Raw genomic sequence first — 18,083 nt, forward strand, 5'->3', positions numbered from 1 at the left:
TCGGCCCGGATTCCTTGCCGTGATCATAACGAGACACCCTATGAGCTGTGAGCCTCCAGCAGCGCGCGGTACGTCGGGCTCGTGGTCAGCAACTCCTCATGGGTCCCGGTCGCTTCCACCGCGCCCCCGGCGAGCACCACGATCCGGTCCACCTCGCGGACCGTCTCCAGACGGTGGGCGATGACGATCGTCGTCCGTCCGGTCACCAGCCGGGCCAGCGCCTCCTGGATCCTGGCCTCGGTCCGCGGGTCGACGGCGGCGACCGCCTCGTCGAGGATCAGGACCGGCGAGTCCTTGAGCAACGCCCTTGCTATGGAGAGCCGTTGACGCTGTCCGCCGGAGAGACCGGAGCCGCCGTCGGCCAGATGGTGGCCGAGCCCGCCGGGGAGCGCCCGGACCACGTCGTCGCACTGGGCTGCCGCCAGCGCCGCCCACACCTCCTCGTCGGTCGCCTCCGGCCGGCCGAGCGCCACATTGAAGCGGACCGTGCCGTCGAAGAGGTACACGTCCTGGTGGACGGTGGTGACCAGGCCCATCACCCGGTCGCTGCCGAGATCCCGCAGGTCGGCGCCGCCGATGCGGACCGCGCCGGATTCCACGTCCCAGAGCCGGGCGGCGAGGTTGGCCACCGTGGTCTTGCCCGAGCCGGAGGCCCCGACCAGGGCGGTGATCGTGCCCGGCCGACAGCTGAAGTCCACCCCGTCCAGTACGAGGTCGCTCTCCGCGCCCGTGTAGGTGAACCGGACTTTCTCGAAGCGGAGTTCGGCGTCGGCCGGATCGGCGGGGTGCTCCGGCTCGGTGAGCACCGGGGCGTCCCACACCTCACCGATCTTGCGGGCGATCTGCTCCTGGTTGCGCCGGTAGCCGGCCAGCGTGGTCAGCTCCTGCACCGGCTGGTAGAGGACGAGCGACAGCAGCAGGAACGTCAGCAGTACGGTGGCCGAGACCGACCCGGACACGTACAGCGCCGCACCGACCACGATCAGGACCACCAGGCCGAGTTCGACGGCGATGGCGGCGAGCGCGGTGACCGGCGCGGCCCGGACCGACATGCGTACGCTGGCCGCGCGCAGCCGCTCCACCGCGTCCCGGTAGCGGCCCGCGAGCGCCGATTCGGGGTGGGCGCGCAGGGCGGCGGCGCCCCGGGCCTGCTCGATGAGGATCAGGGAGGTCTCCGCCCGGGTGCGGTGGACGTCGGCGAAGACCCGGTGGTAGATCCGGTCGCTCCAGGCGGTGAGCAGGAAGAAGACGGGCATCCCCACCAGGGCCGCGAGCGCGAGGCGCCAGTCGATCACCAGCAGCGCGATGGACACGTACACCGGCTGGAGGAAGGCGCCGGTGAGCATCTGGGGCAGGTTCTGGAAGTCGACCATCACGGTGTCGTTGGTGACGAGCGTCGAGATCCGGCCGTTGTCGACACGGGAGAAGAAGCCGAGCGGGACGCGCCGCAGCCGTTCGACGACGGAGAGCTGGAGGTCGGCCTTGGCGCGGTGGGCGATCGACCAGATGGCGGTGTTGGTGCGGTCGACGGCGATCAGCCGCAGGACGAGCCCGGCGGCGAGGAAGCCGGTGACCCCCCAGACGTAACCGTGCGTCAGGGCCGGGCCGCCGCTCTGCTGCCGGATCGCCGCGTCCAGCAGCAGGAACACCGCCGCGAGCGGGACCGAGCGGACCGTCCCCTCCAGCAGCAGGCGGGGGAGGCCCCGGCGGAGCAGGTCGCGCCGTCCGCGGCCGAGCAGGGCGCGCCACTGGGCGAGGAAGCCGAGCTCACCGACGCCGGGACGGACCACCTCGCGCGCGGCCCGGGTCCAGCCGTCGGCCTCTGCCGTCGTGGCGGGTGGCGGAGGGGACACCGTCACCCGGCCGCCCGCCTCCTCGCCGCTCAGGTGCCAGCCCGTCGCCTCGCGGTAGGCGGTCCACAGCTCCTGGTAGCCGGGGTCGGCGGCCAGCAGCTCGTCGTGGCTGCCGGTGGCCCGGATACGGCCGTCCTCGACGACGGCGATCCGGTCGGAGGAGCGGACGGTGTCCAGGCGGTGCGCGATGGCGATGACCGTACGGCCCCGGGTGAGCGCCCGGACCGCCTGGAGCGTGCGGCGTTCGGTGAGCGCGTCCAGGGAGGCGGTCGCCTCGTCGAGGATGACGACGGGCGCGTCCTTGAGCAGGGCCCGGGCCACGGAGATCCGCTGCCGCTGCCCGCCGGAGAGGTTGCCGCCCCCGGCGCCGAGCCCGGTGGCCCAGCCCTCCGGCAGCCCGGCCGCGAGTTCGCCGAGCTGGGCGGCCTCGGCGGCGGCGATCACCTCGGCGTCGGTGGCGTCGGGGCGGGCGATGCGGATGTTCTCCAGCAGGGTGGTGGCGAACACGTACTCGTCCTGCTGAACGAAGGCCACCAGCCGTGCCAGCAGCGCCGGTTCGATGTCCCGTACGTCGACCCCGCCGATGGTCACCCGCCCGCCGCCGGTGTCCCAGAACCGGGCGACCAGCCGGGCGATCGTGGTCTTGCCGGAGCCGGTGGCCCCGACCAGCGCGCAACTGCCGCCGTCCGGCACCGACAGGGAGACCCCGTGCAGCACCTCGCGCCCGGCCTCGTACGCGAAGTGGACGTCCTCCAGGGCGACATCGAAGCGTGTGGGGGCCTCCGGCCGTGCGGGCAGGGGCAGTTCCGGCTCGGCGAGCATCTCCCGTACCGCCGTCGCGGAGAACTGGATCCGCACCAGCACCGTCGCCAGTACGCCGACCAGCCCGATCACCGGTGTCAGATAGCCCAGCGCCACCACCAGGAAGAGGGCCAGGGTGTCCAGTCCCGTCCGGCCGTCCACGAAGCCGTGCCCGGCGACCGGCACCAGCAGTGCGACGGCGAAACCGGTCGCGACGGTCATCACCCCGACCAGCCAGCGCACCGGGCTGCGCAGGGTCCGCTCGTTGAGCTCCGCACCCTCGATGATGGCGGCCCGGGCCTGGTCGTAGCCGGAGTCCTGCCGCAGATAGCCCCGGATGACCTTGATGCCCTGGAGGTAGGTGAGGACGGCGGTGTTGAGGACCGTGGTGTGGGCGGCGAGGGCCGCGTTGTTCTTGTTCGCCAGCGCCATCCCCGTACCGGAGACGGCCAGCAGCAGCACCAGTGCCCCGAGCGCCACCAGCCCGAGGCGCCAGTCGACGGCCATCAGCAGCGCGGTGGTGGTGAGCGGTACGGCGGCGGCCGCCGCGAGGTCCGGTACGCCGTGGGCGAGGGCCTCCTCCAACTGCTCGACGTCGTCGTGCAGCAGCTTCTTCATCTCGCCGGACGAGCGCCGCTGCACCCGTCCCAGCGGTATCCGCTGGAGCCGGTCGGCGAGCGCGAGCCGCAGCCGGGCCAGGATCCGGTACGCGGTGACGTGCGCGAGGTGCGACGAGGCCCCTGCCAGTACGGAGCGCAGGACGACGGCCAGCGCGGTGAGGGCGGCGATCCACCCGATCCGGCCCTGGTCGACGGGGCCGGTGCCGGAGGCGAACAGTTCGGTGGCGGTCAGATAGACGGCGACGTAGGGGGCCATCGAACACGCGGCGGCCAGGACGGACAGCAGCGCCGAGGCGATCAGTCCCCGGCGGTGCTCGGTGACGACCGAGCGGAGGGTGGGCGGGGGGTTCTGGGCATGGCTGCGCTCAGGGGCGGTCATCGTTCCTGCCTCGTCGGCTGAGTAAGGGTGACCTCACCTTGGCAGCAGGAGCCCAATAAATCAACGCTGTGTGTATTTAATTCGGCCGCCCTCCGGGCGGACCGTGGGAAGCCCCCGTTCTCCCGGGCGGCATACTTCAACTCGCCCTGCGGAGAAGAAGAGCAGGGCTCGTCACAACATCTCGGGGGACGTAATGACAAGGTCTCGGGTGAGCCCGGTGTCGTCCGCGCGCATGAGTGTGCTGCTCGTGCTCCTCGCGGCCCTGCTGCTGGCCGGATCGGCGGCACAGCGGACCGACGGGCGAAGATGGGGCAGCGCACTCGCTGCCGACGGCATGCAGTCCAGTGGCAGCGTCGGCAACGACAACGCTCGCGTGGGCGAGATCTGGTACTTCGCGCTCCCCGTGCCGAGCAATATCTCCGCCGATCCCATCGGGATCACACAGGTCGCGGTCGAGCACGTTCCTCCCGGGATCGAGGTCCTGGGGTACGGCGCGTACCACCTGTACGACACCGACGGGCTGCCGATGCTCGCGAAGAAGGGCGAGCCCCACACACCCGACTTCGCGCGGCTGCGGAACTACGCGGACCAGGCCGTCGAGGTCCCGGCCGGGGAAGGGAGCGACATCTTCTACCTGGCCGAGCTGAAGATCACGGCACCACCGGAAGGCCCTGTCCGCAGGTGCCGCTTCGAGTACACGCAGAACGGCCGGGCCCACACCCAGACGATGGACTGCGAACTCATACTCGGGGCCACCCCCTGACTCGGGGCCCTAAAGGGTGTTGCACAACGGCGATCACCTCTGGATTCGGCCACTCCAGGCATGATCAATGGCCGCTTTTGCGCCGCTTTCCACCGGCCTGGCTGGCGCCCGCAGGCTGGATCTGGAGATCGTTCGGGCCTTGTGCAACACCCTTTAGACTCGGCCGTGACCCCGACCCTCCACCGGAAGCCGCCCCGCCATGACCTCACCCGGCCCCCGGCCCCGCCGCGGCCGTCCGCCCGCTGCCGAGCGCCCGCCGCTCGACCGCGACGGGATCGCGCGGGCCGCCCTGCGCATCGCCGGGGAGGAGGGGTTCGGGGCCCTGACCATGCGGCGGCTCGCCGAGGAACTGCGGGTCACACCCAGGGCGTTGTACAACTGCGTCAAGGACCGGCAGGAGGTCGTCGACCTCACCGCCCGGCTGATGATGGAGCGGCTGCCCCGCCATGTGTACGACGTCGACGACTGGCGCTCCACGATCCGCGAGGTCTACCGCGCGGCCCGCGAGCAGTACCGCGCCATCCCCCGTGCGGCCCTGATCTCCCTGGACGAGCAGGTCACCCCGGCCGAGGTCCACCCCGACCGGCTCCTGCACCCCGAGGAGATGCTGGCGTTCCTCTGTGCCATCGGGCTCGGCCTGGAGGACGCGGTGCACGTCCGCGCCCGCCTCCTGCTGGACGTGTTCGCCTTCACCCTGCTCATCGACTACCGCTACGACCGCAGCGGTGAGGACGTCCGGGCGCTGATGCAGCAGCCCGTCCCCGCGCCCTGGCTCGCCGCCCACCCCGGCCTGGACGTCCCCCATGCTCGCGCCGCCGCCGAACTGCCCACCCTCAGCAGCGACGCCTACTTCGAACGGTTCGTGGACGACGCCATCACCCTCATCGAGCAGCGGCTCCGCCACTGAGGGGCCATGGGGAAGCCCAGGAGGAAACCCAGGGGGAAGCCCACGGGGAAGCCCTCCGGCGGACGGTCAGGTCCACCGGAGGGCTTCCACCGGGTCCGCGGCGGCGGACCGGTCCGGGCCGCCGGGCACCGGACCGGCTCACCGGATGATCACTCCGGGGATCAGGGGAAGTTGACGACGGTCGAGGGGATCGTCGACGTTCCCGATGTGGGCGAGCCGATGTTGTTGATGACGTGCTGGTACTGCCCGTGCCCGCCCAGCGACACGACCAGCAGGTTGTGGAACTTCACGCCCGGCTTGACCGGTGCCTTGAAGCCGTGTTCCTGGATGATGGTCGGGTCGACGTTGTAGTAGCAGTAGCTGCCCATGCCCCAGCCCTCGTGCTGTTCGACCGAGTCGTCGACCCGGTAGGCGGCGTAGCCCTTGGTGTCGCCGTTCTGGATGGCGGCCTGGTTGGGGGCGTCGTACGCCTTCTCGTTCTGGAAGAAGATCGTGCGGCCGCGTTCGCCGTACCACTCCACGTCGTACTTGTTGAAGTGCTCCACGAACAGCCCGGTGGCCAGGACGTCGTCGCCGTTGACGCGGACGCCGTAGTCGGCCCGGTTGGTCTCCCAGCCCCAGCCCTCCCCGTGGTCCGCGCGCCAGATCCAGGTGTGGTCGATGATCGTGTCGTGGCTGTTGACGACCAGGCTGGTGGTCGCCTTGCCCGGGCCCGCGCCGCCGATGCGGATGAACACGTCCTGCACGGTGGTGGGGTTGGCGGAGTGGTCGGCGGAGGCGCCCTGCGGGCCGACCTCCAGCAGGGTGGGCGAGTTGACGGGACCGGCGTCGATGAGGAATCCGGCCAGCTTGACGCCGTCGACATCGGCGACCTTCATCGCGGTCACCCCGTTGTCCGGGATGATCGTGGCGAGACCGAGCCCCAGGACGACGGTGTTGGCCCGGTTGACGTTGATGGTCTGGTCGATGTGGTAAACCCCGGGCGTGAACAGCAGGTTGAGGCCCTGGGCGAGCGCCGCGTTGATCGTCGCCGCGGTGGCGCCCTGCTTGACGACGTAGAAGCGGTTCAGCGGGATGGACTCACCCCGCTGGGTCGCGCCGTCCCAGGAGACGCCGCGCGCGTCGACGCGCTTCTCGGGGACGAAGACCTTGTAGTCGTTGCCGTCGAGGTAGAGGAAGGGCTTCTCGCGGGAGATCGGGGTGGTGTCCAGCGTGGTGTACGGCGGGTCGGGGTAGCTCGTCGCGGGGGCGCCCTGGACACCGGAGAACGTCATGTTCCAGACGGCGTTGGTCCAGCCGCCGACCGAGCTGTCGCGGGTGTACCACTGCTGCTGGGAGTACGGTCCCACGGTGCCGTCGATCTTGCTGTCCGCGATGTAGCCGCCGCTGGCCCAGCCGTATCCGTCGGGCGCGAGGTTGAGCCCGCCCTTGACGTGCATCCGCCGGAAGGGCGCGGCCTGCGAGACGGCCCAACGGTTCGTCCCGGACACCGGGTTGAGGGTGAGGTTCTCCGCCGCCCGCCAGAAGTTCTGTGTGGCGTTGCCGTCGAACCAGCCCGCGTCCACGGTCACATCACCGTTGAACGTGGTGTCGTTCGGGTGCAGGCCCAGACCCGCGATCTGGGTGTAGAATCCGATCTGCGCGTTCAGGTTGTTGTACGTACCAGGCTTGAAGAGCAGCGCGTGCCGGCCCGAGCCGAACTGCGCCTCCTCCTGCTGCTCGAAGATCTCGTCGACCTTGCCCTGGATGTTCGGCGTCGAGGGGTCGAAGACGTGCACGTTCGGCCCGAGGTCGCCGCCACCGGGAATCTCCGGGCCGCCGCCCCCGTCCCGCGTACCGAAGACCTTGAACTCCCAGAGGGAGTAGCCGTATCCGGTGGCGCGCTCCGTGCCGGTGAGGCGTACGTAGCGGGCCTCGCCCGAGACGGTGAGCGTCTCGTTCCCGCCCTGGCCGGTGGTGGTGCTGTACGCGGTCGTCCAGTCGGAGCCGTTCGTGGAGAGCTCGATGCGGTAGCCCTTGGCGTACGCGGCCTCCCAGGAGAGCTCGACTCGGCTGACGGCGGCCGGGGAGCCGAGGTCGATCCGCAGCCACTGCGGGTCGGAGAACGCACTGGACCAGCGCGTACCGCCGTCCCCGTCGACCGCGTTTCCCGCGGCCGTACCGCCGTTCTCCTCGCTGGAGGCGGTCACCGCGCTGCCCTGGGAGAGCAGGACCGGCGCGGCCTGCGCGGGTGAGGCCTGCGCCACGCCGAGCAGGGCCGCGACCAGGGCGGCCGCCAGCGCGAAGCCGAGGGCGCGCCATCGGTGGAGCGCGGCCATCGGGGGCCGCGAGGGTCTGACGAGGGCAACAGACATGTGCTGATCTCCTGAGGTGTCATCCGTGCGGGGGCAGAGGTGGGGGCGGGCGCAAGCTCCGACGAGGGGAGAGAGCGCTCTCTCGGTAGCCGAATGATTCTCCCGCGTTTCGGCCACGTCAAGAGTTGTGCACAGGATTGGTGTCATCGGCCTCCAGAGGCGTCCGATGTTTCATCTCCTGAAAGAAGGAAGGTAGTTGGCGGGGATGGAGGGTGACGGGTCCGATCGGCGGCCGACCGTCGATCGGCTCGCGCCCTCTTGACGGTCGGCTCGGCTCCCGCCACGCTCCCCACTGCGGGGGAGCGCTCTCTCGGCCCAACCCCGCTACAGAGCAAGGAGTCCGCATGGATGCCCGTGGAACACCACGGCTTCGAGGCGCCCTGGCCGTCATGGCCGCGGTGGCCCTCCTGTTCACCCTCTCGGTGACTCTCGCCCCCGAACGGGCCGTTGCCGCGCCTGTCCTCGTCTCCCAGGGGCGACCGGCCACCGCCTCCAGCGCCGAAGGCCCCTTCGGCGCCGCCAACGCCGTGGACGGCGACACCGGGACCCGCTGGTCCAGCGAGTTCACCGACGACCAGTGGATCCGTATCGACCTGGGCGCGAGCACCGCGGTCGGACAGGTCGTCCTCAACTGGGAGGCCGCGTACGCCAAGGGCTACCGGATCGAACTCTCCGCCGACGGGCAGCAGTGGACGACGATCCACTCCACCACCACCGGCACCGGAGGCGTCGAGACCCTGGCCGTCTCGGGGACCGGCCGGTACATCCGGCTGCTCGGCACCGAGCGCGCCACCCCGTGGGGCTACTCCCTGTACGAGTTCCAGGTCTACTCCACCACGGGCGGCGGCAGCGGCCCCGGGGGCGATGTCCTCCTCTCGTACGGAAAGACCGGCTCCGCCTCCACCTCCCAGCACGACGGCACCTGCTGGGAGTGCACCCCGGCCAAGGCCTTCGACCGCGACCCCGCGAGCCGCTGGGCCACCAGCCCCGACGGCGGCTGGACCGACCCCGGCTGGATCGCGGTCGACCTCGGCGCCCGCGCCGAGATCAACCGCGTGATCCTCCAGTGGGACCCGGCGTACGCCCGCGCCTACCGGATCGAGGTCTCCGACAACGGCACGGACTGGACGACGATCTACCAGACCGCCTCCGGCACCGGCTTCAAGGAGACGCTGGACGTCAGCGGCACCGGCCGGCACGTACGCCTGTACGCCACCCAGCGCTCCGGCGCATACGGCTACTCGCTCTGGGAGTTCCAGGTCTGGGGCACCGGCGGAGCGCCGGTCCCCGCCCCGCCGCTGCCCGCCGAGCCCACCTATGACCGGCTGGTCTTCAGCGACGAGTTCGACGGCCCCGCCGGCGCCGCGCCCGACCCGGCGAAGTGGGTCGCGGAGACGGGCACCGGCCCCAACAACGAGCTGGAGTACTACACGGACAACCGAAACGCCGCCCAGGACGGCAGCGGCAACCTCGTCCTGGAGGCCCGCCGGGAACCCACGCCCGGATCGGCCTGCCCGCCCGACCCGCTGAGCGGGAGCACCACGTGCCAGTACACCTCGGCGCGGCTCAACACCTACGGGAAGTTCCAGTTCACCTACGGCCGGGTCGAGGCGCGCATCAAGGTCTCCGGTACGCAGGGGCTCTGGCCCGCCTTCTGGATGCTGGGCGCGGACTACTTCGACCAGGGCCGCCCGTGGCCGTACACCGGTGAGATCGACATCATGGAGCACGTGGGCAAGGAGCCGAACACCACCTACTCCACCCTGCACGCCCCCGCTTACCACGGTGCGGCGGGTTACGGAGCGCCCTACTCACTCCCCGGCGGCGCGAACTTCGCCGACGACTTCCACACCTTCGCCGTGGACTGGAACAGCACGGGCATGACGTTCCGGGTCGACGGCCGGGTGACGCACCGGGTCGACCGGGAGGAGCTGGAGCGCACCCGTGGACCGTGGGTGTTCGACCACGACTTCTTCCTGATCCTCAACAACGCGGTCGGGGGTGACTGGCCGGGTCCGCCGGACGCCACCACCCGCTTCCCGCAGAAGCTGAGCGTGGACTACATCAAGGTCTGGCAGTAGTCGTCCACTGATGTGGGGTCCGGGCCGCAGCCGGTTGCCCGGACCGTACCCGGTGGTCTCAGCGGGGTGCGTACACGATCCAGAGCGGCCCGTCGGCCAGCTCGATCCGCTCGCCGCCCGGGGTGGTGAACTCCGTGTCCGCGTCCTCCGCGGTCCGCGCCCACCGGGCCTCGTGCGCCATGCCATCGCGCAGGACGTGCGCGGTCCCCGAGCCCACGGTCTCGGTGAAGGGGGTGTTGTTCCCGGACCGGTCGCCGAAGGAGGACGGGCGTACGGTCACGTCCTGCACGATGACCGTGGCGGCCCCGAGTGGTTCCCCCTCGCTCGTACGGGCCGGGGAGCCGTCCAGGGAGACCAGCCACCGCTCGCTCTCGGCGGACCAGGTGAAGGTGGTGCGCGCGGACGGGAAGCGGACCGTACGGCTGTCCTCCGCGCTTCCGCCGGGCGGCGCCGGGCCGAACCCCAGCCCCAGGGCCTCGGCGGCATGGGTCCCGGGAGCGGTGTACGGGATGCGCTCGGGCCGCAGGTACAGATTGTGCGGGGCCGGGCGTTCCTGGCCCCGGAAGTACGCCTGCGGTGCGATCGACGGCGGTACGGGGTCGAGGGGTGCCCGGTCGATGGCCGGGAGGAGCCTGCTCTGCGCCCCCGAGAAGGCGAGCACCGGCCGGTCGAACTGGCGCAGCAGCTCGAGATCGGTCTCCCGGGCGCTGCGGACCGGGCCGATGACCGGCGGCAGCTCGGAGGAGTAGACCGCGAGGAGCCGGCTGAGACCGGCCTCCACCTGCTCGACGTAGACGATGTCCGCCCGCTCCAGGCCGGTCTGCGGACGGGCCGGTGCCACATTGTCGATCTTCACGGCGAGCACCTTCGCGTCCGCCCCCGTACCGGACGGGCTGCTGCTGCGGCTCTCGGGCCCCGAACCGTCGCCGCCCGTGCACCCGGCCGCCATGACGGCCAGGAGAAGGGCGATGAGCAGGGCTGCGGCCGATGTCCTGCCTCGGGCTGCTGACATGGCGACCGTCCTTCCGGGGGCACCGGCCGGCCGTCCCCGGCGGAGCGCTGCCGCGTCGCTGTCCCTCATCCATCATCACGCGTCCGGCCCGTTCGCGGTTGCCTCAGGTGCCCGGGGAGGGGCGGGGACATTGACGGAGTGAGTCCTCACTCCGTACAGTTCAGACCATGACAGAGCAACCGGCCACCCGCCGTCGCGCTGCGGGCATGAGCCCCGAACAGCGCCGGGAAATGATCGTGAAGGCGGCGATTCCGCTCATCGCCGAGTACGGAGCCGCCGTCACCACCAGCAAGATCGCGCGCGCCGCCGGTATCGGCGAGGCGACGATCTTCCGCGTCTTCGCCGACAAGGAGGAGCTTCTGAACGCCTGCATGGCCGAAGCGATGCGCCACGACCACGCCGTACGCGAACTGATGTCGATCCCGCCGGACATCCCGCTGCCCGACCGCCTGGCCGAGGCCGCCGATGCCCTGGAGGCGCACCTCGACCGGATGGGCGCCATCGCCGGATCGCTGCACGCCTCCGGCCACCGCCGCCGCGACACCCCGGCGGGCGGGCAGAGCCGGGGCATGGGGCGCGAGGAGTCGATGGCGGCCATCCGCGGCGCGGTCGCGGAGCTCCTGGAGCCCGACAGGGACGCGCTGCGCCTGCCCGCCGACCAGGTCGCCGCGCTCTTCCTCGGCCTCCTGTTCACCCGCCCGCGCCCGGAGGAGGAAACCCGGCTCACCGCCCAGCAGTTGGCGGACGTCTTCCTCCACGGTGCGCTCTCCCGTACGGAGGGAGAGCGATGACGGCCCCTGTACGGCGCCGCCGTACCGTCACGGTCCTCGTCGCCGTCCTGGCCCCCGCCCTCGTCTGGCTCGTCACCGACCCGCTGCTCGGCCACCGGCTGCGGATCACCGACCCGGAGGCGGGGGAGACCCTGGACATCGGCCTGTTACCGGTCGTGGTGATCGCGCTGCTGATCTCCCTGCTGGGCTGGGGGCTGCTGGCGGTCCTCGAACGGTTCACCCGACGGCCGCGCCTCCTGTGGACCGTGGCCGCCTGCGCCGTCCTCCTCCTGTCGTTCCTCCCGCTGACGGGGTCCGGGATGAGCGGCGGAACGCGTACGTCCCTGGCGCTGATGCACGTGGCGGTGGCGGCGGCCGTCATGGCGGGACTGCCCGGGCCGCAGAGCCGCCCGGCGGCGAGGAGTTCTGTGCCCTCCGGCTGACCTCGGGCGACATGGCTGGAACTGCACCGCGCCGCGCCCCCGATTCCGCTTCCGGTGGGACTGTTCGCTCTCTACGGTTGCACCAGCGGCGGGTTACGTGCCCGTACGGTGACGGGTGAGGCATAGGGGGTTCGGTGGAAGCCGAGTTGACGGCACTGGCGGCATCGGGCGCGACGGCCCTCGTGGGGCTGATGGCCACCGAGGCGTGGAACCAGGTGCGCGGCCGGGTTGCCAGGTTCCTGGCGCGGAACGACGAGGAGAGCGCGGCCGTCGACGCGGAGCTGGAGGAGTCCCGCGCGGAGCTGATCGGGCTCCGCGCGGGCGCCGACGAGGACAGTGCCGCCGATGTCGAGGAGGAGTGGCGGCTCAGGCTCCGCCGGGCCCTGCGCACCAACCCGGAGGCGGCGGCCGAGCTGAGAGACCTCCTCGACGAACTGGCCCCCCTCCGGTCCGCCTCCACCGTGTCGGTCACCACCGTCCACGGCACCAATCTCCAGGGGGCCACGGTCCACGGCGGCATCACCTTCCACGTGCCGCCCGCGCCGCCGGTCGGCCTGCGGGTCACACCCGACGAGATCCCGCCACTGACGGTGCGGTTCGTCAACCGCACCAGGGGCCTCGCCGCACTCGACGGCTGGCTGACGTCCGGGGACGAGGACGGCGGTGCGAGCGTCGGTTTCGCCGCGCTGTACGGGCTGCCGGGTGTCGGCAAGACCGCTCTGGTCTCCCGATGGGCCGAGCGGGGGCGGGAGCGGTTCCCGGACGGGCAGATCTACGTGGACTTCGCGGCGCTCCGGGGCGAGACACCGGGCGCCGACGTCTCGGAGGCGGCCCGGCGCTGTCTGCACTCCCTGGGCGTCGACGACGCCTACATCCCCGCCACGCTCGCCGACCGGACCCGCCTCCTGCGGACCCGGTCGGCGGACCGGCGGCTGCTGGTCTTCCTGGACAACGTCTCGCACCCCGGCCAGGCCGCCGCGCTGATCCCGAAAGGGAAGGGTAGCGTCCTGCTGGTGGCGAGCGGGGCCCGGCTGGGGGAGCTCGCCCTGGACGGGGCGCGGCTGCTGCCCGTGGAGCCGCTGGACCGGGAGAGCGGTCTGAAGGTGCTGGCCGACCGGTGCGGGGCGGAGACCGTCGAGGCCGACCGGGAGTCGGCGGAGCGCCTGGTGGAACTCTGCGGCGGGCTGCCGGTCGCGTTGCACGTCGTCGCCGCCCGGCTTGTGGCCGACCCCCGGCTCACCCCGGCGGCGCTCGTGGCCGAGCTGGCGGCGGAGCCGCGCCGACTGGCAGGAATGTCCCTGGGAGAGGAACGATCCGTGTCTGCCGCATTCGATCTCGCCTACCGTGAGCTCGCCCCCGAACCGGCCCGCCTCTACCGCCTGCTCGGCTGGTACCCGGGCACCACGTTCGACGCCGGGGTCGCCGCCGTGGCGGCGGAGCTGGTCCCCGGCCGGGCCGCCGACGCGCTGGAGGCCCTGACCCGGGCCGGCCTCCTCGACCGGACGGCGGACGGCCGCCACCGCTTCCACGACCTCGTACGTCTGCATGCCCGCGAACGCGCCACGGCGGAGGAGGCACCGGCCGAACAGCCCGCGCTGGTACGCCGGGTGACGCGGCACTACCTGGCCCTCACCGCGCTCGCCGACCGGGCCGTCCGGGAGGACCGGCTGCGGATCGCCGACCACACACGGCTGCTCGCCACCGTCGACGACCCCTTCGCCGCCGAGGACGCACCGCGCCCCGTGGACTGGCTGGAGGCCGAACACCGCAACATCCTCGGTGTGCTGCGGGCCGCCGCGCGCGAGGAGGCGCTGCACACGGAGGTGTGGCAGCTCGCCGAGGCGTTCACCGTGCTCTTCCTCCACCACCGGCACGTCGGCGACTGGCGGGAGTCGCTCGAACTGGGCGCCGCTGCCGCCGCCGAGGCCCTGGTGCCCGCGGCCGAGGCCCGGCTGCGCAGCCTGCTCTCGCGCCCGCTGATGGACCTCGGCGAGTACGAGGCCGCCCGCCGCGAGCTGGACACCGCCCAGGCCTGCGCCGAGGTCTCGGGCGACCTGGTCCTCCGGGCCTCCGTACAGGAGTTCTCCGGGCGGTACTGGGACCGCACCGACCCGGTCCGGGCCATGGAGGCCTACCGCAGCGCCCTCGACCTCAACACGGCCGCGAACGAGGGCCGGGGCGCCGCCATAGCGGCCTACTTCCTCGGCTGCGCCCAGGACACGGCGGGCGACGCGCGCAAGGCCCTGGACACCCTGCGCGGAGCCCACGAGGAGTTCCTCGCCCGGGAGGACCTGCGGATGGCGGCCCGGGCCCGGCTGGCCATCGGCGTCGCCCACGACCACCTGGGCGAGACCGACGAGGCGGTCCGGGCGCTGAGCGAGGCGGCCGACGTCCTCCGCGCACAGAAGGCGACCCACTACGAGGCCCGGGCGCTCGTCGCCCTGGCCGACATCGAGGAGCGTACGCAGGGCGACCTCCGGGAGGTCCGCGCCCACCTGGAACGTGCCCTGGAGATCTACGAGGCCGGGGGCAGCCCCCGCGCCGAGGAGCTGAGGGAGCGGCTGGCGGCGGGCGAGGCGACCGGCTGACACGGGGAGCCGGGCGGCCCTCAGCCGGGCGCGCTCAGCGGCACAGGCGCACTCGGCCAGCCGGGCGCGCTCAGCGGGACGGGCCGCCCGGCAGCGGCCTCCGCAGCCGGATCACCGCATCCTCCTCGCGCGCCCCGAACCGCAGGGTGACCAGGGCGTCCTCCAGCGGAGCCCCGGCGCGCAGCAGGGCGTAGACGGCAGCGGCGGGCGGGCCGGGATCGGTGCCCGGCCCGGTCATGGCCACCTCCACGACCCGGCCGTCCCGCAGCCCCACCAGATGCCCGCCCCCGGACAGTGCCGCCGCCGCGAGACGGCAGCCCGGGAGCCGGTCCAGGGTCTGCGCGATCCACCGCAGACCCGCCGCCGTCGAAGAGACGGGCGCGCGGGACAGCAGCACCGAGGCACTTTCCAGCAGCCGCCGGTCCCGCTCGTGCTCGGCGCAGGCGAGGTGGCGCACCCGCCCGGCCGCCTCGTCCTCGGCCTCCTCGCCCTTCGCCCCCTCTGCCCCCTCTGCCCACGAGACCGCCGCGGGCTGTCTGCGCACGGTGATCTCACCGGGCCCCTCCACCGGCGAACCGGTGGTGGTGACCGTCCAGGCGGTGACCGCCGCCCCCACGTTCTCGGGCTCGGCCAGGAACCGCTCGGGCGGGGGAGCCGATACGGGCTCCGGCAGGTCGAGCAGCTGGTAGAGCGCGGTGCGCAGCCGTGGCAGCGCCCGGCCCGGCTGGTCGAAGGCGCCCTCGGCGACGGAGGCCAGCCGCTCCGGCCGGTGCGCGGCGAGGGTGGACGCGATCTGCCCGTACACGTCCCCGAGCGCGTCGAAGCGGGGCGCCGCCCGTCCGAGCGCGGCCACCGCCGTGCCGGGAACGGCCTCGCTCCCGAAGGCCCCGAGCAGGACCGGTTTGGCGAGCGCCGCACCGTACAGCGTCACCGACCCGTGATCGCCCACGACCACGTCCGCCGCGACCAGCGCCGACCGCCAGGCGTGGATGTGGGGGACCAGCATCAGCCCCGCCTCCAGCGCGGGGGCGAGGAGATTGCGGATCTGCCAGGAACCGTGCCCGGCCCAGACATTGGGGTGGACGATCGCGGCCACCCGGAACTCGTCGTAGGGCAGGGCGGCGAGCACTCGCGCGGCCAGACCGGGGTCCCGCCCGAACAGCGAGGTGGGGCCCCAGGTGGAGCTGAGCACCACGAGCCGGTGCGCGGCGGGCACCCCGAGCGCCTCCCGGTAGGTACCCGCCCGGTCCGCGCTGGTCAGCAGCTCGTCGTAGCAGGGGTCGCCCACGAGCAGCGTGCGGCCGGCCGCCTTGGGGTGCGAGGAGAGCAACTGCTCCTCCTGCCCGGGGTGCGAGATGGCCAGCCACGCCCTTCCGGACTCCAGCAGCCGGTCGGGCACGACACCTGACAGCCGGTCACCCGGCGCCCGCGAATCCGGCACCTGCTTCTGGAAGCCGATGCCGTGGGGCAGGACCAGCACGGGGCAGTGGCCCTCGGGTACGTCGATGTTCTCGCTGGCGGTGAGGATCAGATCGGGCTCGGCGTGGCCCACCTGTTCCCAGGGAATGACCCGGCAGCCCGCGTCGTGCAGCAGGTCCAGCACGCCGTCGTTGAACGCGGAGGTCGGGTCGTGGGCGAAGACGACGGTCACCCGGCCGTCCCCGCGCAGGAGTGCGGGCAGGCATTCGAGGACCCGCACGGTCGACGTCACGGTACGGGCCGCTACGACCAGGGTCTTCTCACCGTGAAAGGTGCTCCACCGCCCGGCGTCGGTCCCGACGGGAACGCGGAGGGGCTGGCTAGCGTGCATGGCCACCCCGAAAGGCTACGGGTACACCGTCCACGCGCGGCTCGCGGCTCGCGGCTCGCGGCTCGCGGCTCGCGGCTCGCGGCTCGCGGCTCGCGGCTCGCGGCTCGCGGCTCGCGGCTCGCGGCTCGCGGCTATTGTCGGCCTATCGCATCTCAAGCGGCGCTGCAACCTTTTCGGGGTCGGGCGGGAAAAGTGGCGATCGTATTGTACGGTCATCGCCTCCGACCGGGCCGCAGCGCGGCTGAACCCGCCCCGCCGGAGGCCCCCTCACGCCCCCACCGTCAGCTCGCCCTGACAGATGACGCAGCGGCCCTTCCCGTCCCACGCGTCCCACCCGAAGGACTCCGGCGCGAATGTCCGGTCCTCCAACTCCTTGCGCACCGCCACCCGGTAGGCCCAGACCGCGTCCAGGTAGGGGTGGTAGGCCTCGTGGAAGGCGGCGGACGTGGGCGTGGCGCCCGTGGCCACGACCCGCTGGACCGCGCGCAGTTGCGCGAACATCGCCTGCCCCGCACCGGCCACCTCGGCCGACGCGTCGATGAAGAGCCGCTCGCGCACCTCGTGGACGGCCGCCTCGCTCAGCGCCGCGCGGGCTGCCCGGTCCGGGGCGAGGGAGGCGTCCTGGTCCTGGGCGATCTGCCGCAGCCGGGAGTGGCACTCCCCGACCGCCGAGATGAACTCGATGTAGACCGCCCGCCGCCGTTCCGCCGCCCCTCGGTCCTTCTCGTGCCGTTGGCGCAGATGGTCGGCCAGTACGGTCCCCGAGATGGCGATGAAACCACCGCTGACCGTCGCGACGAGTGTTCCCCAGTCCACGACTTCCCCCAAAGAAGTGATCCACGTTCCCGCGGTGTCCCGAATCTACCGTGGCCCGTCGTCCTTCGGGGCGGCGAAGCGCACCGGGGCGCGGAAGCGGGCCTTGCGGGCGGCCCTGCGGAAGGTGACGAGGACGGCCGGGCCGGCCAGGGTGATGCAGATGAAGTTCGTGACGGCGCGCCCGGTGTCCCAGCCGAGCGAGGTCGCCACGTCGAAGGCCAGGTAGCGCTGCCACTGCTCGGTGAAGGGGAGGCCGGGGAGGTACGCGATGGAGCTGTTCGGGTCGACCGAGAACGGCCAGAAGGAGAGGTTGAGGAGGAAACCGTAGAGATAGCCGGAGAGCGAACCGTAGACGGCGAGCATCATCACCTCCCGGCGGCCGGTGGCGCGGGGCAGCAGACCCGCGAGCATGCCGACGAAGGCGCAGCCGAACATCTGGTACGGCATCCACGGCCCGACCCCGCCGGTGATCAGCGCGGAGGCGAACAGCGAGGTGCAGCCCAGCGTGAAGCCGAACCCCGGACCGTAGACGCGTCCGGCCAGCACGAGGACGAAGAACACCGTCTCGATGCCCGCCGTGCCCGCACCGAGCGGGCGCAGCGCCGCGTTGACGGCGGAGAGCACCCCGAGCATCGCCAGGGCCTTGGAGCTGATGCCGCCCTCGGCGATCTCCGAGATCACGACGGAGAGGACGAGGACGAGCAGCACCCCGAAGATCAGCGGAGGCGCGTAGTTGGCGCCCAGCCGCCCCGGAGCGACCACGAAGGGCCAGAAGAAGGCGACCAGGCCGATGAAGGCCGCCATGGTGATCACGATCGCGGCGCGCGGCGCGATACGGATGGCGCCCGCGGAGCGCTCGGTGAGTTCGGGGAGCTTCGGGAGTTCC

General features: G+C 72.2%; 12 protein-coding genes. 6 read left to right on the forward strand and 6 right to left on the reverse strand.

Annotation, left to right across the window (positions count from 1 at the left end; all coding sequences use genetic code 11):
• Positions 1-38: 38 nt before the first annotated feature.
• Positions 39-3,653, reverse strand: a complete 3,615-nt coding sequence (locus ACFW9Z_RS15325) for an ABC transporter ATP-binding protein (protein ID WP_384639937.1) — start codon at positions 3,651-3,653, stop codon at positions 39-41.
• 232 nt (positions 3,654-3,885) lie between these two features.
• Between ACFW9Z_RS15325 and ACFW9Z_RS15330 the strand changes: the two genes are divergently transcribed.
• Both ACFW9Z_RS15330 and ACFW9Z_RS15335 read left to right on the forward strand, forming a co-directional pair.
• Positions 3,886-4,416: a hypothetical protein gene (locus tag ACFW9Z_RS15330; RefSeq protein WP_384639940.1), complete on the forward strand. Its 531-nt coding sequence runs from the start codon at positions 3,886-3,888 to the stop codon at positions 4,414-4,416.
• A 199-nt stretch (positions 4,417-4,615) separates the two neighbouring features.
• The gene (locus ACFW9Z_RS15335; RefSeq protein ID WP_384639942.1) at positions 4,616-5,323 is read left to right on the forward strand and encodes a TetR/AcrR family transcriptional regulator; all 708 of its coding nucleotides are present in this window, start codon (positions 4,616-4,618) and stop codon (positions 5,321-5,323) included.
• Between the two features lie 161 nt (positions 5,324-5,484).
• Here the strand turns inward: ACFW9Z_RS15335 and ACFW9Z_RS15340 are convergent, their stop codons facing one another.
• Positions 5,485-7,677 carry a discoidin domain-containing protein gene (locus ACFW9Z_RS15340; RefSeq protein WP_384639944.1) on the reverse strand — a complete coding sequence of 731 codons (2,193 nt, stop codon included), beginning with the start codon at positions 7,675-7,677 and terminating at the stop codon, positions 5,485-5,487.
• Between the two features lie 344 nt (positions 7,678-8,021).
• On the opposite strand from ACFW9Z_RS15340, the gene ACFW9Z_RS15345 reads away from it, so the two are divergent.
• On the forward strand, positions 8,022-9,758 hold the full coding sequence (locus ACFW9Z_RS15345; protein ID WP_384639946.1) for a discoidin domain-containing protein: 1,737 nt from the start codon (positions 8,022-8,024) through the stop codon (positions 9,756-9,758).
• 58 nt (positions 9,759-9,816) lie between these two features.
• On the opposite strand, the gene ACFW9Z_RS15350 is transcribed toward ACFW9Z_RS15345, so the two are convergent.
• Positions 9,817-10,770: a DUF3048 domain-containing protein gene (locus tag ACFW9Z_RS15350; RefSeq protein ID WP_384639949.1), complete on the reverse strand. Its 954-nt coding sequence runs from the start codon at positions 10,768-10,770 to the stop codon at positions 9,817-9,819.
• Between the two features lie 167 nt (positions 10,771-10,937).
• On the opposite strand from ACFW9Z_RS15350, the gene ACFW9Z_RS15355 reads away from it, so the two are divergent.
• From ACFW9Z_RS15355 to ACFW9Z_RS15365, 3 genes are all read left to right on the forward strand, one after another.
• The gene (locus tag ACFW9Z_RS15355; RefSeq protein WP_384639951.1) at positions 10,938-11,561 is read left to right on the forward strand and encodes a TetR/AcrR family transcriptional regulator; all 624 of its coding nucleotides are present in this window, start codon (positions 10,938-10,940) and stop codon (positions 11,559-11,561) included.
• A complete protein-coding gene (locus tag ACFW9Z_RS15360) occupies positions 11,558-11,983 on the forward strand; it encodes a DUF6069 family protein (RefSeq protein WP_384639954.1) in 426 nt (141 codons plus the stop codon). The genes ACFW9Z_RS15355 and ACFW9Z_RS15360 overlap by 4 nt, the downstream gene beginning before the upstream one ends.
• 134 nt (positions 11,984-12,117) lie before the next feature.
• Positions 12,118-14,571: an ATP-binding protein gene (locus tag ACFW9Z_RS15365; protein WP_384639957.1), complete on the forward strand. Its 2,454-nt coding sequence runs from the start codon at positions 12,118-12,120 to the stop codon at positions 14,569-14,571.
• A 70-nt stretch (positions 14,572-14,641) separates the two neighbouring features.
• Here the strand turns inward: ACFW9Z_RS15365 and ACFW9Z_RS15370 are convergent, their stop codons facing one another.
• The 3 genes from ACFW9Z_RS15370 to ACFW9Z_RS15380 all read right to left on the reverse strand — a co-directional run bounded on the left by ACFW9Z_RS15370 (position 14,642) and on the right by ACFW9Z_RS15380 (position 18,001).
• The gene (locus ACFW9Z_RS15370) at positions 14,642-16,381 is read right to left on the reverse strand and encodes a hypothetical protein (RefSeq protein ID WP_384640030.1); all 1,740 of its coding nucleotides are present in this window, start codon (positions 16,379-16,381) and stop codon (positions 14,642-14,644) included.
• 267 nt (positions 16,382-16,648) lie between these two features.
• Positions 16,649-17,197: a CchlQ gene (locus tag ACFW9Z_RS15375; RefSeq protein WP_384639960.1), complete on the reverse strand. Its 549-nt coding sequence runs from the start codon at positions 17,195-17,197 to the stop codon at positions 16,649-16,651.
• 45 nt (positions 17,198-17,242) lie between these two features.
• Complete coding sequence (locus ACFW9Z_RS15380; RefSeq protein ID WP_384640032.1) at positions 17,243-18,001, reverse strand: ECF transporter S component; 759 nt, start codon at positions 17,999-18,001, stop codon at positions 17,243-17,245.
• Positions 18,002-18,083: the final 82 nt, after the last annotated feature.

Origin of the sequence: Streptomyces sp. NPDC059452 (assembly GCF_042750035.1) — a bacterium.
Taxonomy (GTDB): Bacteria; Actinomycetota; Actinomycetes; order Streptomycetales; family Streptomycetaceae; genus Streptomyces.

Bases quoted from the DNA above. Each gene is read 5' to 3' on its own strand.
- ACFW9Z_RS15325 (WP_384639937.1), bottom strand. From the start codon at position 3,653: ATGACCGCCCCTGAGCGCAGCCATGCCCAGAACCCCCCGCCCACCCTC.
- ACFW9Z_RS15330 (WP_384639940.1), top strand. From the start codon at position 3,886: ATGAGTGTGCTGCTCGTGCTCCTCGCGGCCCTGCTGCTGGCCGGATCG.
- ACFW9Z_RS15335 (WP_384639942.1), top strand. From the start codon at position 4,616: ATGACCTCACCCGGCCCCCGGCCCCGCCGCGGCCGTCCGCCCGCTGCC.
- ACFW9Z_RS15340 (WP_384639944.1), bottom strand. From the start codon at position 7,677: ATGTCTGTTGCCCTCGTCAGACCCTCGCGGCCCCCGATGGCCGCGCTC.
- ACFW9Z_RS15345 (WP_384639946.1), top strand. From the start codon at position 8,022: ATGGATGCCCGTGGAACACCACGGCTTCGAGGCGCCCTGGCCGTCATG.
- ACFW9Z_RS15350 (WP_384639949.1), bottom strand. From the start codon at position 10,770: ATGTCAGCAGCCCGAGGCAGGACATCGGCCGCAGCCCTGCTCATCGCC.
- ACFW9Z_RS15355 (WP_384639951.1), top strand. From the start codon at position 10,938: ATGACAGAGCAACCGGCCACCCGCCGTCGCGCTGCGGGCATGAGCCCC.
- ACFW9Z_RS15360 (WP_384639954.1), top strand. From the start codon at position 11,558: ATGACGGCCCCTGTACGGCGCCGCCGTACCGTCACGGTCCTCGTCGCC.
- ACFW9Z_RS15370 (WP_384640030.1), bottom strand. From the start codon at position 16,381: ATGCACGCTAGCCAGCCCCTCCGCGTTCCCGTCGGGACCGACGCCGGG.
- ACFW9Z_RS15380 (WP_384640032.1), bottom strand. From the start codon at position 18,001: ATGGCGGCCTTCATCGGCCTGGTCGCCTTCTTCTGGCCCTTCGTGGTC.